We start from the raw sequence: 13,095 nt of genomic DNA, 5'->3' as shown, positions 1-13,095 counted from the left end.
CTGATTAGTCTGTTTCATCTGCTTCATCTGCGCCACCTGCTTCACTTTTTTCACTATGACAGAACTTAAAAATACGGAACGCGAACTGCATTATTTCCGCATGCGCCTGATTTTCATCGGCGTATTCGTATTTCTGTGTTTTGCTGCACTGATTACGCGCTTTGTCTGGCTGCAAATCATCAAGCATAATGATTATGCTTTGCTGGCAGATGAAAACCGCATAGACATCGTCCCGGTTGTTCCCAATCGTGGGCTGATCACGGACCGGAATGGCGTCGTCCTGGCACGTAATTATTCTGCCTATACGCTGGAAATCACGCCCTCAAAAATCAGCAAGGACATGGATGTTCTGATTGATGAGCTGGCGGTGCTGGTGGATATACAGCCCAAGCACCGCAAGCGTTTTCGCAAGTTGCTGGAAGACTCCAAAAGTTTTGAAAGTCTGCCTATCCGTACCCGGCTTACGGACGATGAGGTCGCCAGATTCACAGCCCAGCGTTTCCGTTTTCCTGGTGTCGATATCCAGGCCCGCTTGTTCCGTCAGTATCCGCAGGGCGATTCAGCTTCTCATGTGATTGGCTACATAGGTCGTATCAGCCCCAAGGATGCCGAGATCATTGATGAAATGGATGATGCCGCCAACTACAATGGCACCGACTACATAGGCAAGGAAGGCCTGGAAAAAAGCTACGAAAAAATCTTGCACGGCAGCACAGGCTTTGAAGAGGTGGAAGTCGCCGCAGGTGGCAGGGCTGTGCGTGTGCTGTCCCGTACGCCACCAACTTCAGGCAAGAACCTGATCCTGTCGGTCGATATAGAACTGCAAAAAGTCATAGAAGAAGCCTTTGGCGACAGGCGCGGTGCGCTGGTCGCCATCGAACCTGAGACGGGTGACGTGCTGGCCTTTGTATCCAAACCTACCTATGATCCCAACCTGTTTGTCGAGGGCATAGACCAGCAAAGCTGGAATGAACTCAATACGTCCGAAGACAAACCCTTGTTGAACCGGCCATTGACAGGAGCCTATCCGCCAGGCTCTACCTACAAACCATTCATGGCACTGGCCGCACTGGAGCTGGGCAAGCGCACCACCTCGCAGGCAATTGCTGATCCTGGTTATTTTACTTTTGGTAACCATACCTTCAAGGACGATAAAGCGGGCGGTCATGGCATGGTCGATATGTACCGTTCCATCGTGCAGTCCTGCGATACCTATTACTACATGCTGGCCAATGACCTGACAGTAGATGTCATGCATGATTTCATGAAACCTTTCGGCTTTGGCCAAATCACCGGTATCGACCTGGAGCATGAACGATCCGGCTTGTTACCCTCGACTGCCTGGAAGCGCGAAGCCTTCAAGAAAAAACCGGCACAACAGCGCTGGGTACTGGGTGACACCATTTCTCTGGGGATTGGTCAGGGACAAAATACTTTCACTCCTTTGCAAATGGCGCATGCCATGGCGACACTGGCAAATAACGGCATCATCATGAAACCGCATCTGGTCAAGATGACAGAAGACCCACAAACCAGGCAAAGGGTGTTGACTGTTCCCAAAGAGACGGCCCGCATTCCCCTTAAACAGGAAAATATAGATTTCATCAAAAATGCCATGGTCGGCGTCACCAAAGAGGGTACTTCTGCCAGGGTGTTCCAGGGAACTGAATATGTTTCTGGTGGCAAGACAGGTACAGCGCAGGTGGTGGGTATTAAAAAAGGCGAAAAATATAATGCCAAGAACATGGCTGCGCGCCATCTTGATCACTCCCTGTATACTGCCTTCGCCCCGGCTGACCATCCCAAAATAGCGATCGCCATTATTGTAGAGAACGGCGGCTTTGGTGCCGAGGCGGCTGCGCCCATCGTGCGCAAGGCACTTGACTATTACTTGCTGGGTAAGCGTCCGCAAGACAAGGGCAGCAAGGATCAGGTACCACCACAACCCAAGCCGCAAAGCGACATGACCCTGTACCGCTCTGATGCTGAAGTCAAGGCACCGGCTGAGCCTGATCCAGGTCCCAAGCCTGGTGGCGAAACTACAGGCAATAAGGATTGAAAATGCAAAAGAATAGTATTAACTGGCATTTTATCCGCTCGCACATCTTTGTCTTTGATGCGACCCTGGCAATACTGGTATTCCTGATCATGTCGATAGGTATCATGACCCTGTATTCTGCGGGCATGGACTTTCCTGGTCGGGTTGAAGGCCAGATCAGGAATATCATGGTGTCTTTCTTCATCATGTGGGTCATGGCGAATATCCCGCCGCAGACCCTGATGCGCTTTGCCATACCGATTTACACCTTTGGTGTTGCTTTGCTGATTGCCGTTGCCCTGTTTGGCCTGGTAAAAAAAGGTTCACGCCGCTGGCTGCATGTGGGTATCGACATGCAGCCTTCAGAGATGATGAAAATTGCCACGCCGCTCATGCTGGCCTGGTATTTCCAGAAGCGCGAAGGTGCCTTGCGCTGGCGTGATTTTGTGATTGGTGCCGTGATTCTTGGCATACCCGCAGCACTGATCGCCAAGCAGCCTGATCTGGGTACGGCCATGCTGGTTACTGCGGCAGGTTTTACCGTGGTTTTCCTGGCTGGCTTGTCCTGGAAGTTTCTGATTTCATTGATCACAGCGGCGGCGATTATTATCCCTACTGTAGTCTGGCCATACATGTTGCATGACTACCAGCGTGACAGGGTACTGACCATGCTGGACCCTAACCGCGACCCTCTGGGCAAGGGCTTCCACATCATACAATCGACTATCGCGGTTGGCTCCGGTGGCTTGCATGGCAAGGGTTATATGAAAGGGACGCAGGCACATCTGGAATTCATCCCCGAACATACGACGGATTTTATCTTTGCCGTGTTCTCTGAAGAATTTGGTTTTGTCGGCAATGTGATCCTGGTTACCCTGTACTTTTTATTGATACTGCGCTGTCTGGTGATTGCTGCCAATGCGCCCACGCTATTCTCACGTTTGATGGCCGGTGCCGTGACTATGATATTCTTTACCTATGCCTTTGTGAACATGGGCATGGTCATAGGCATAGTCCCCGTCGTCGGGGTACCTTTGCCTTTCATGAGTTATGGCGGCACCGCACTGGTGACGCTGGGGATGGGATTAGGGATAATGATGAGCGTGCAGCGTAACCGAAAACTGGTGCAGACATGACATTGCGCATGTCTGCCATGCCTCTCCGCGACTGTCGCCTGCCTCTACTGGCAGCCAGCGCAGTATTACTGGTGGCATGCGGCAGTGCACCGAAGAGTAACGTTGTTACTGCTGATAACCCGCGTCCTGCAGGTGGTACAAAAACCAGCCCGTCCCAGACAGCGGCCTTGCCCAAGGCAAATTCTGGCAAGGGTGCTTATTACAAGGATGACGGCCCCGGTGACAACATACCCGAGGGCCTGGAAAATACAGTGGATCCCATCCCTACACTGGAGAATTATTCGCGCTCAGGTAACAAGCCCTATGTAGTATTTGGCAAAACCTATACCCCGATAGCAGACAGCACCACACCATTTGTGCAGCGTGGTGTTGGCAGCTGGTATGGCAAAAAATTCCACGGGCAAAAGACTTCATCCGGTGAACTGTATGACATGTACAAGATCACTGCTGCCCACCCCATCCTGCCTATACCTTCTTATGCGCGGGTCACGAATATCAGCAACGGCAAGCAAATCATCGTCCGCATCAATGACCGCGGGCCCTTCCATGCCAGCCGTATTATTGACCTGTCTTACACCGCAGCACTGAAGCTTGATGTCTTAGGCAAGGGCAGCAGCCAGATCGAAGTTGAGCGCCTGCTACCTGCTGACATAGAGAGAATGGCCGAGAACCGCAAAAATCAAGCTCCTCCAGCTGCCCAGCCTGTGCAAGTCGCGAGGCAGGACGCAGCAGTCGCGGTTACCACACCCGTGCCGGCCAGGGATTTGCCCGTCGTCCGGACCAATCCTGCTGCGACCATGAGTATGGAAGAATTGCTGGCATCCCAGGACAGCAAGCCAGTAGAAAAATTTACCCCGACTGTGGCTGCTACCGGCACGGTCAGTACATCAGCTAATGCATCAGCTAATTCAGCAGGCAATACCACAGCGTCGGCAACTCCTGGCTACTACATACAATTTGGCGCTTATGCGATACGCGCGAATGCAGAAGCCATCATGAACCATCTCAAAGGCAGGGCGACCAGTCAGTTGCCAGGTTTTGATATTGTCCAGCAAGGCAGCCTGTACCGCCTGGTCAGTGGCCCCTTTGCCAATCGTACAGAGGCTGCCGCAGCAATCGCCCAGGCTGGTGATCTTGGTGTAGGCAAACCCCTGGTCGTGCAACGCTAGTGAATTGTTGCAATCACCAAGGTTTATTCTGCTTCTGCCTGTTTCATTTCCAGCGCCATTTGGTAGAGGGCATTTTTCTTTTGCCCTGTCAGTTGCGCTGCCAGACCGGCAGCCTGCTTGACTGAGCATTCTTCCAGCAAGATTTGCAAGACCCGACGTGCTTCCAGTTCCTGATCATCGGCGGCGGCAGGTGCGGCTTCGATGAGTATCACGTATTCGCCTTTTTCCCTGTGGCTGTCCGCCGCCAGCCAGCTTTCTGCTTCTGCCAGGCTGCAACGGTGGATTTCTTCAAACAGTTTGCTGACTTCACGCGCCAGCACGATGCGGCGAGCGTCACCAAATACTGTCCGCATGGCGGCGACCGCTTCGATGATACGGTGTGGTGCCTCATAAAAAATCAAACTGGCTGGTATGGCTTGTACTTCTCGCAAGATACTGTCGCGTTGCCCGGCCTTGGCTGGTAAGAAGCCGACAAAATAAAAACGGTCATGGATAAGGCCGCTGGCTGACAGGGCGCTAATGGCCGCCGAGGCACCCGGCAAAGGTGTAACTGGCAAACCTGCCAGTTTGACGGCATCAACGATCTTGGCACCGGGGTCGGATACACCAGGTGTACCAGCGTCAGACACCAGCGCAATACGCTCGCCTGCCTGCAGGCGTGCCAGTATTTTCTCTGCCACTTCGCGCTCATTATGCTGGTGAGCTGCGATCAGGGGTTTGCTGATACCATAGCGCGATAGTAATTGGGCAGTATTGCGGGTATCTTCGCAGGCAATCGCATCTGCCAGCGACAGCAGGTGCAAGGCGCGCAGGGAGATATCAGCGACATTTCCTATGGGGGTGGCGACTACATATAAGGTCGCTGCCGGATAATTTTGCCGGGTGACTGCCTCGATCACAGTCGCACTCGTGAACAGTGCCTTGTCGGTGGTGCTCATGCCTGTTCCTTTATGTAGTATGCAAATTAAGCAAATGAATTAGCCGAGATTGTACGCCAATGAGACTCGCAAAGACTGTAGAAACGCCAGATAGCAAATCGGGAGCTGACCAGCGTACCAGCCGCCGCCGTACCGGTGACGAGGCAGAAAGCCTGGCACTGCTGTATTTGCAAAAAGCTGGCTTGAAACTGATACAACAGAACTTTTTATGCAAAGGTGGCGAAATAGACCTCATCATGCAGGATGGTGCTGTGCTCGTCTTTGTGGAAGTCAGGAAACGCAATTCCATGCAATTTGGCGGTGCCATTGCTAGCGTCACACCAGCCAAACAAAGGCGCATGGTGCATGCTGCGCAGGTCTATTTGTTAGCAAAAAAGACTCAACCCGCTTGTCGTTTTGATCTGGTGGCCATAGATGGTGAGCAGATCAACTGGCTAAAGAATATTATCGTCGCTTGAGAATATGACAGGATACGAGACTGGAATAGTGAAAGTTGAAGTGTGGACGCGCACGTGACAGGCACTCTGCTTCCACTGTTACAGTCCACTAATGCCTTGCCTGCCGTATAATCTGACGCAATCATACTAAGTAAGCATTATGACAAATCAACGCATATTGGCGCACTTCCAGGAAAGTGCAGAATTAAAAATGCGGGCCGGTACAGAGCTGGCCCAGCCTATTTCAGAAGCGGTGGAACTCATGTTCTCGGCGCTGTCTAATGGTAACAAGATACTCGCCTGCGGGAATGGCGGTTCTGCGGCCGACTGCCAGCACTTTGCCGCCGAGCTGGTAGGGCGCTTTGAGCGCGAGCGTCTGCCTTTACCGGCCATGGCCCTGACGACAGATACCTCTATCCTGACTGCAGTAGCAAATGACTACAGTTTTAATGAAGTATTTTCCAAGCAGGTGCAGGCATTTGGGCAGTCTGGCGATATCTTGCTGGCTCTGTCCACTTCAGGCAATTCGCTGAGTGTGGTGAATGCCATCAATGCTGCACTTGAACGGGATATGCGTGTGGTGGCGCTGACTGGCAAGGGCGGCGGAGAAATTACGAATATCCTGACTGAGGCCGATGTCCATATCTGCGTACCGCATGACAGGACAGCGCGCATACAGGAAGTTCACTTATTAACCATACATTGTTTGTGTGACGGCATTGATGCCGCATTATTCGGAGGTGATGCTGATGATTAAGAAATCCTGGAGCAAGCTGGCCAGACCCGTAGCTTTGATCAGTTTGTGCTGCGCAAGCGCCATGAGTCTGCAAGGCTGCGTGGAAATGGTCGTAGGGAGTGCTGTAGTTGGTACTTTCGCAGCAACTGACCGCCGTACCTTTGGTGCGCAGACCGAGGACAAGGCCATCGTCATTAAAGGCGAAACCCGTATCTCCCGCTTGCTGGATAAGAATGGTCATGTGAATGTCAATTCATTTAACCGCCGCGTCCTCTTGACTGGCGAAGTGATCGATGAAAATGCCAAATCAGCCGCCGAGCGTGAAATGCGTGCCGTTGAAGGTGTAACTGCGGTCACCAATGAACTGATCATAGGGCCAGTCTCCAATTACACGGCACGGTCAAATGACACGCTGATTACGACCAAGGTCAAGGCGACCTTTGTCGATGCCAAGGAAGTTTCAGCGAATGCCTTCAAAGTCGTGACCGAAGCCGGTGTCGTCTTTTTGATGGGACGCGTCACCCAGCGTGAAGGCAACCATGCCGCTGACCTGGCCAGCAGCATCAGTGGCGTGCGCAAGGTCGTCAAGGTATTTGAATATATTACAGAAGAAGAATTGAAGACTTACCAGGCTACGCCGAGTAAAAATCCTCCCAGCGACAATTAAACCAGCATGACCGGCTTGATATTTTGCCGGTCTTGTTTTTTCTGGAGACATCATGATTGCAATGATCGTGTTGGCGGTCATCTTCGCAATACTGGCATTCTGGGTGCTGGGCATACAAAAACGCCTGCTGAATTCACGCAGGCGCATTAAATATGCATTTTCACAAATGGATATACAGTTCAAGCGCCGCTATGAACTGATACCCAACCTGGTGGAGATTGCCAAAGGCTATATGAAGCATGAGCGCGAAGCGCTAGAGGCCATCATCACCGCGCTCAATGAGGCTGTATCGGCCAATGCCATGGCTTGTATTCATCCCCTGGTTGGCATTGCGATACTGCATTTGGCCGCGACGGAAGATAGACTGACCGTGACATTAGGCAGGATGTTCGCGATTGCCGAAACCTGCCCCGATTTACAAGCCAATGAAAACATGCAGAGACTGAGCACGGCATTGAATGATGCTGAAAACAAGCTCATCTTCGCCCGTCAGGCCTACAACGATTGCGTGGTGCAATATAACCAGAGCATGGAGCATTTCCCCGGCCCTGCCATTGCCAATATCTTCGGTTTTCATGCGGCAGAATTAATGCAGGTGACAGAATCCGATGGCGGGCTGGTAGCGCAGCTTGCTGTTGCATCTGTGTAGTGACCAGTAACAAAGGAGATCCGCGACTGTGGATAGTATTCTTGTTTCACTCTTCAGTTACAAGGCCTGGGCCAATGCCAATGTGGAAATGCACGCCGCCCTTGCCAGATTTGATGTCCAGCGACACCCTGATCAATTCCAGGCCATGTTGCACACGCTGGATCATGTCAACGTCGTGGACAGGATATTCAAGGGGCATCTGAGCGGAACGGGGGGCTGCTGGTTTTACAGCGACTAATTCCGAAACAATACCGGACTTATCTGCATTGCGCGAGATCGTCAGTGCGACCGATAACTGGTACCTCGATTTTGTATCCGGGCTCAGCACCGAGCGTCTGAAACAGCGCCTGCAATTTAGCTTTACTGACGGCGACAAGGGCACCATGTCATGCGAAGAGATGTTGCTGCATGTGATTACCCACGGTGGTTATCACCGTGGTTGCGTGGGGCAGATTCTGGAAGATATGGGCATCAGTTCTCCGCCCGATTCCCTCACAAAGTTCTTGCACAGGCATGAACCTGAGCGGCGCCTTCATCATTTATAAACCGGGGCTGGGGCACATCTGGATCAGGTGCGTCCAACGATAGACGCAGTCGCCATTAGTTCATCGATCAGGGCCAGCAATATCTTGCCTGACATGCGGTGAGGATCCAGTACCGGCAAGGGTGAATATTTCAGCAAAATTGAAGGATTGATCTTGCCCATGTTCGCCTGACCCATGGTCCAGCCTGCATAGCGGCGTTCCAGTATTTCTTCATAATCGAGCAGAATCACGTCAGTATGACGCTCGTCACGCAAAATGTGGCTGTACAGGGTATTGACAGCTTCGCGGCCACCTTCCAGCACCTGCATGAAGACCTGGTCGCTGTGGCAGAGCACACCGGTGATACCGTGCTGCGGATTATGCTGACGGGACTGGCTGACGATGGATTGCACGATGTCGCACATTTTTTCATCGACGACGCGGCTGGCGTAAAGTAAGCGTACTAGCATGGCAAGTCCTGGTTAGCGTTTGATCAGGGATAAGAATTCACGGCGCAGGTTTGCATCCTTCAAAAAGGAGCCGTGCATCACACTATTAATCATGGCAGTATCCATGTCTTTCACGCCACGCCAATGCATGCAAAAGTGGTCGGCTTCCATGACGACTGCCAGGCCATCTGGTTGCATTTTTTCTTGCAGGGTATCGGCCAGTTGTACGACCGCTTCTTCCTGTATCTGCGGACGGCTCATGACCCATTCAGCAATGCGCGCATATTTCGACAGGCCGATCAGGTTCGAATGTTCATTCGGCATGACACCTATCCAGACCTTGCCAATAATCGGGCACAGATGATGTGAGCAGGCGCTACGTACCGTGATAGGGCCTATGATCATCAACTCGTTCAGGTGCGAGGCATTCGGGAATTCGGTGACCGCAGGCATAGGGACATAACGGCCCTTGAAGACTTCCTGTATGAACATCTTGGCGACGCGGCGGCCTGTATCCTGGGTGTTATGGTCACTCTCGGTATCGATGACCAGGCTTTCCAGCACGGCACGCAGTTTTTCCTCGACTTCTGCCTGCAGTTCATCCAACTCGCCAGCTTCGATGAAACGGGCGATGTTGTCATTCGCGTGAAAACGCGTCTTGCTGGCCGTGATGCGTTCACGTATGCGCTGCGAGACAGGGATATTGACAGCTTTATAAGCTAAGGGCGTATCGTTAGACATGCTGAAAACCGGGATGTAAAAAGTCTATGGTAACTGAATTGTCAAATTGGTGTTGCGGGTGGCTTGTCCATGCATTGTTGCCTAAGCCTCAGGCTGTACATTGTCACGCTGGTATTCGGCTTCGCGTTCTGCCTTCCAATGCGGCAGGCAATGCGGGCAAAAGCAACTCGCATCCATCTTCAATACACCATCTGGCAGTTTTTTAAAGGCAATCGGTGGCAGGGCAGTGCACCAGCAGGCCTGGCCAGTATTATCTGCCATTGCGCATGTAAACACAGCCTGACATTGAGGACACACACTCATGTCGTGCTACCTTTGCCATCCGCATTATCGGTTTCTGCTGGCAAGCCTTCACTGGCAGTCTTTTTCATGGCCTTGCGCAAGAATGACATTTGCCCATTAAAGCCGGTACAGGCGCGGCAAATTGCCAGGTGCATTTTTAACTGGCTGCGCTCAGACAGGCTGAGCGGGCGGTCCAAACCCTCAGAAATAAGCTGATGTGCTTGTTTGCAAACAATAAAGACACTCATATTTTTTCTCCTGATGACACCCTGCCAAACCAGTTCAGGTCCAGGCATTCACGCAGGCGTAATCTCGCACGATAGAGCACCACCCATAGATTAGACGTACTCAACTCCAATTCCTTACAAATTTCTTCGGTTTCCAGTTCCAGCCACTCACGCATCATGAATACTCGGGCAGTTTTGGCAGGCAGGTTTTCCAGGCAGACTTCGAGCACGCGAAAAAAATCTTTTTGTTGCAATGTTGCTTCAGGCGCACCCCAGGCAGTAGGCATACCTATCACGTGGCCGTTGGCATTAAATAAACTGTCTATCAAATCGTCTTCTGATTCATCATCCTTGATTTCCAGCGGCTTTTCTTTTTTCAGGGCGCGCAGGTGGTCGATGATCTTGAATTTCAAAATGCCTGTCACATAGGTGCGCAGCGAAGAATTACCGGCAAAACTGTCCGGTTTTTCCAGTACCGCCAGTAAGGTTTCCTGCACGGCATCTTCCGCCGCACACTCATTGCGCAGTTGCAATTGTGCAAAGCGATACAGGCCAGGGCGCAGGTTTTCCAGTTGTTGATGTAAATCTGTAATCGATGTCATAAATCTGCTGACTGAATTGGAAAAGCTTTGGGCTCAAATCCTGTAAAATTCAGGCTTGATGAAATAACCCACTATCATACCTTCAGGATATACCGTCATTATGAGCGATTTGAACGCAAACACGACAGAAGAACTTGCACCGGAAGACCGGTTGGCAGGCGTGGAACCAGCCATCAAGGCGGAAATTCTCGCGGAGGCCCTGCCTTATATCCGTAAGTTCCATGGCAAAACCATCGTCGTCAAATACGGCGGCAATGCCATGACAGAAGAACGCCTGAAGCACGGTTTTGCCCGTGATGTCATTTTGCTCAAACTGGTAGGCATGAACCCGGTCGTGGTGCATGGCGGCGGCCCGCAAATTGATAATGCGCTCAAGAAAATGGGCAAGCAGGGTACTTTCATCCAGGGCATGCGCATCACCGACGAAGAAACCATGGAAGTCGTTGAATGGGTACTCGGTGGTGAAGTCCAGCAGGATATCGTCATGCTGATCAACCACTACGGTGGTCAGGCGGTAGGTCTGACCGGTAAAGACGGCGGCCTGATCCGCGCCCGCAAGATGATGATGCCTGACCGTGAAAATCCGGGTGCCATGCTCGACATCGGTTATGTGGGTGAAATTGATGCCATCAACCCTGCGGTTGTTAAAGCCCTGCAGGATGATGCCTTCATCCCTATCATTTCCCCTATAGGCTTTGGTGAAGATGGTCAGGCTTACAACATCAATGCCGATCTGGTGGCAGGCAAGATTGCTGAAATTCTGAAGGCTGAAAAGCTCATCATGATGACGAATATCCCGGGTGTGCTCGACAAACAGGGCAATCTGGTGACTGATTTGTCGGCACGCGAGATTGATGAAATGTTCGCTGACGGCACCATCTCTGGCGGCATGTTGCCAAAAATTTCATCCGCACTCGATGCTGCCAAGTCCGGTGTGAATACCGTACATATCATTGATGGCCGTATCGAACATTCCTTGTTGCTGGAAGTGTTGACCGAACAAGCCTTCGGTACCATGATACGCAGCCATTGATGAATCAATATCAGCTGGTGGAGCGCCTGCCTCATGCGTAGGCGCCCCGAGCCCTTGTGGCTGTTTGACCTGGACAATACGCTGCACAATGCTTCACATGCGATTTTCCCTGTCATCAGCCAGAACATGAATGCCTTCCTGGCGCGGGTGCTGGGGGAAGATGGCAAGCCGGCAGATGCCGAGCGGGTGAATGCCATCCGTCAGCAATACTATGCGCGCTATGGCGTCACCATGCTCGGCATGGTCAGGCACCACGGCGTCAGGGCAGATGAATTTTTGCACGAGGTGCATCATTTCGATGACCTCATTAGCATGATCAGGTACGAGCGTGGTTTGAAGAAGCTGCTGCGCCGCTTGCCGGGTAAAAAGATTTTGCTGACCAATGCGCCGCGCGTGTACTCGGGGCGAGTACTCAGGCACATGGGTTTGCACAAGCATTTTGATGCGCATATCCCGGTTGAGGCCATGCGCGTGCATGGGCAATTGCAACCCAAGCCTTCGCGTTCCTATTTGCGCAAGTTACTGGCGACTTATGGCAAACAGGCAAGAGACTGTATCCTGGTGGAAGATAGTGTAGAGAATTTGCTTGCTGCAAAGCAAGAAGGTCTGCGCACCGCCTGGGTCACAGGCTATACTCCTGTCCATCACCGTAAAAGAGCTGCTGCCTGTGCCGACGTCAAAGTAAAATCCGTCATACAACTCGCCCGCCACATCCATCGTCTGCGCGCCTGAGCTCAGGCAGTGTAGCAAAATGTGAAGGGGGATTGCGTACTGGGCGGCTGGTCTTTAGAATCTCGCCCCGGCGCGGCTGAATTGTCTGCTCTCCTTTTTTGAATTCACTTATTTGACACCTATGGCCAGCACCAAACCCGGCGAACGTAAATTACAGATACTCCAGACGCTGGCGGCGATGCTTGAGCATCCCAAAGGTGAAAAGGTCACGACCGCTGCCTTGGCTGCCAAAGTAGCCGTGTCTGAGGCCGCGCTGTACCGTCATTTCGCCAGCAAGGCGCAGATGTTTGAGGGTCTGATTGAATTCATCGAGTCTTCCATCTTTGGCCTCATCAACCAGATCAATGAAAGCCAGGAAGATGGCATGGTCCAAGCCCAGTCCATCATCATGATGCTGCTCAATTTTGCCGAGCGCAATCCTGGCATGACCCGCGTGCTGATTGGTGACGCCCTGGTGAATGAAGATGAACGCCTGCAATTGCGCATGAACCAACTGGCAGAAAGACTGGAAATGGCTTTCCGCCAGTCTTTGCGCCTGGCAGCCAGCCAGGGTCATTTTGCCGAAGAAGAGGCGCAGGCACGTGCCAGCCTCTTGTGCAGCTTTGTCATGGGCCGCTGGCTGCGTTTTGCCAAGACCGGTTTCAAATTGCTGCCAACCGAGCAGGCTGCCATGCATGTAGCCTTGCTGTTGCGCTAATCTTCAGACCCGATTGCACTTCATCGCTAGCTGACGCA

At 52.1% G+C, this 13,095-nt stretch carries 18 protein-coding genes; 12 read left to right on the top strand and 6 right to left on the bottom strand.

Annotated elements, in window-relative coordinates; all coding sequences use genetic code 11:
• Positions 1-55 precede the first annotated feature (55 nt).
• From mrdA to UNDKW_RS26255, 3 genes are read left to right on the top strand one after another with little or no spacing between them, the layout of a single operon-like run.
• The gene (mrdA, locus tag UNDKW_RS26265; protein WP_162061163.1) at positions 56-2,059 is read left to right on the top strand and encodes a penicillin-binding protein 2; all 2,004 of its coding nucleotides are present in this window, start codon (positions 56-58) and stop codon (positions 2,057-2,059) included.
• Positions 2,056-3,174, top strand: a complete 1,119-nt coding sequence (gene rodA / locus UNDKW_RS26260) for a rod shape-determining protein RodA (protein ID WP_162061162.1) — start codon at positions 2,056-2,058, stop codon at positions 3,172-3,174. Before mrdA ends, rodA begins: the two co-directional genes overlap by 4 nt.
• Complete coding sequence (locus tag UNDKW_RS26255; RefSeq protein ID WP_232063125.1) at positions 3,171-4,343, top strand: septal ring lytic transglycosylase RlpA family protein; 1,173 nt, start codon at positions 3,171-3,173, stop codon at positions 4,341-4,343. Before rodA ends, UNDKW_RS26255 begins: the two co-directional genes overlap by 4 nt.
• A gap of 23 nt (positions 4,344-4,366) precedes the next feature.
• On the opposite strand, the gene rsmI is transcribed toward UNDKW_RS26255, so the two are convergent.
• Positions 4,367-5,281 (bottom strand): 16S rRNA (cytidine(1402)-2'-O)-methyltransferase, encoded by a 915-nt coding sequence (rsmI, locus tag UNDKW_RS26250; RefSeq protein WP_162061161.1) that lies wholly within the window; start codon positions 5,279-5,281, stop codon positions 4,367-4,369.
• Positions 5,282-5,340: 59 nt separating this feature from the next.
• Here rsmI and UNDKW_RS26245 point away from each other — a divergent pair, with 59 nt between their 5' ends.
• The 6 genes from UNDKW_RS26245 (at position 5,341) to UNDKW_RS30710 (ending at position 8,315) form a co-directional block, all read left to right on the top strand.
• On the top strand, positions 5,341-5,739 hold the full coding sequence (locus tag UNDKW_RS26245; protein ID WP_162061160.1) for a YraN family protein: 399 nt from the start codon (positions 5,341-5,343) through the stop codon (positions 5,737-5,739).
• A gap of 139 nt (positions 5,740-5,878) precedes the next feature.
• Positions 5,879-6,475 carry a phosphoheptose isomerase gene (locus tag UNDKW_RS26240; RefSeq protein ID WP_162043771.1) on the top strand — a complete coding sequence of 199 codons (597 nt, stop codon included), beginning with the start codon at positions 5,879-5,881 and terminating at the stop codon, positions 6,473-6,475.
• On the top strand, positions 6,462-7,121 hold the full coding sequence (locus UNDKW_RS26235) for a BON domain-containing protein (protein WP_370529058.1): 660 nt from the start codon (positions 6,462-6,464) through the stop codon (positions 7,119-7,121). The genes UNDKW_RS26240 and UNDKW_RS26235 overlap by 14 nt, the downstream gene beginning before the upstream one ends.
• A 52-nt stretch (positions 7,122-7,173) precedes the next feature.
• Complete coding sequence (locus tag UNDKW_RS26230) at positions 7,174-7,770, top strand: LemA family protein (protein ID WP_162061158.1); 597 nt, start codon at positions 7,174-7,176, stop codon at positions 7,768-7,770.
• A gap of 28 nt (positions 7,771-7,798) precedes the next feature.
• On the top strand, positions 7,799-8,008 hold the full coding sequence (locus UNDKW_RS30715; protein WP_232063124.1) for a hypothetical protein: 210 nt from the start codon (positions 7,799-7,801) through the stop codon (positions 8,006-8,008).
• A 28-nt stretch (positions 8,009-8,036) separates the two neighbouring features.
• Positions 8,037-8,315, top strand: a complete 279-nt coding sequence (locus tag UNDKW_RS30710) for a DinB family protein (RefSeq protein ID WP_232063123.1) — start codon at positions 8,037-8,039, stop codon at positions 8,313-8,315.
• Between the two features lie 23 nt (positions 8,316-8,338).
• On the opposite strand, the gene UNDKW_RS26220 is transcribed toward UNDKW_RS30710, so the two are convergent.
• The 5 genes from UNDKW_RS26220 to UNDKW_RS26200 form a co-directional block, all read right to left on the bottom strand.
• A complete protein-coding gene (locus UNDKW_RS26220) occupies positions 8,339-8,764 on the bottom strand; it encodes a BLUF domain-containing protein (RefSeq protein ID WP_162061157.1) in 426 nt (141 codons plus the stop codon).
• Between the two features lie 12 nt (positions 8,765-8,776).
• Entirely contained in the window at positions 8,777-9,484 is a 708-nt protein-coding gene (gene folE, locus UNDKW_RS26215) for a GTP cyclohydrolase I (RefSeq protein WP_162061156.1), read from the bottom strand.
• Between the two features lie 81 nt (positions 9,485-9,565).
• Positions 9,566-9,787 (bottom strand): cysteine-rich CWC family protein, encoded by a 222-nt coding sequence (locus tag UNDKW_RS26210; RefSeq protein WP_162061155.1) that lies wholly within the window; start codon positions 9,785-9,787, stop codon positions 9,566-9,568.
• Positions 9,784-10,014: a zf-HC2 domain-containing protein gene (locus UNDKW_RS26205; protein WP_162061154.1), complete on the bottom strand. Its 231-nt coding sequence runs from the start codon at positions 10,012-10,014 to the stop codon at positions 9,784-9,786. The genes UNDKW_RS26210 and UNDKW_RS26205 overlap by 4 nt, the downstream gene beginning before the upstream one ends.
• The gene (locus tag UNDKW_RS26200) at positions 10,011-10,595 is read right to left on the bottom strand and encodes a sigma-70 family RNA polymerase sigma factor (RefSeq protein WP_162061153.1); all 585 of its coding nucleotides are present in this window, start codon (positions 10,593-10,595) and stop codon (positions 10,011-10,013) included. The genes UNDKW_RS26205 and UNDKW_RS26200 overlap by 4 nt, the downstream gene beginning before the upstream one ends.
• Before the next feature lie 100 nt (positions 10,596-10,695).
• Here UNDKW_RS26200 and argB point away from each other — a divergent pair, with 100 nt between their 5' ends.
• The 3 genes from argB to slmA all read left to right on the top strand — a co-directional run bounded on the left by argB (position 10,696) and on the right by slmA (position 13,057).
• Positions 10,696-11,628, top strand: a complete 933-nt coding sequence (gene argB, locus UNDKW_RS26195; protein WP_232063121.1) for an acetylglutamate kinase — start codon at positions 10,696-10,698, stop codon at positions 11,626-11,628.
• Positions 11,629-11,661: 33 nt separating this feature from the next.
• The gene (locus UNDKW_RS26190; RefSeq protein ID WP_162061152.1) at positions 11,662-12,360 is read left to right on the top strand and encodes a pyrimidine 5'-nucleotidase; all 699 of its coding nucleotides are present in this window, start codon (positions 11,662-11,664) and stop codon (positions 12,358-12,360) included.
• 121 nt (positions 12,361-12,481) lie between these two features.
• Complete coding sequence (slmA, locus tag UNDKW_RS26185; RefSeq protein WP_162043761.1) at positions 12,482-13,057, top strand: nucleoid occlusion factor SlmA; 576 nt, start codon at positions 12,482-12,484, stop codon at positions 13,055-13,057.
• Positions 13,058-13,095 lie beyond the last annotated feature (38 nt).

The sequence above is a fragment of the Undibacterium sp. KW1 genome (assembly GCF_009937955.1).
Classification (GTDB): domain Bacteria; phylum Pseudomonadota; class Gammaproteobacteria; order Burkholderiales; family Burkholderiaceae_D; genus Undibacterium.
Note: the sequence above shows the minus strand (reverse complement) of the source record. Positions and strands in the feature narration are given on the sequence as shown.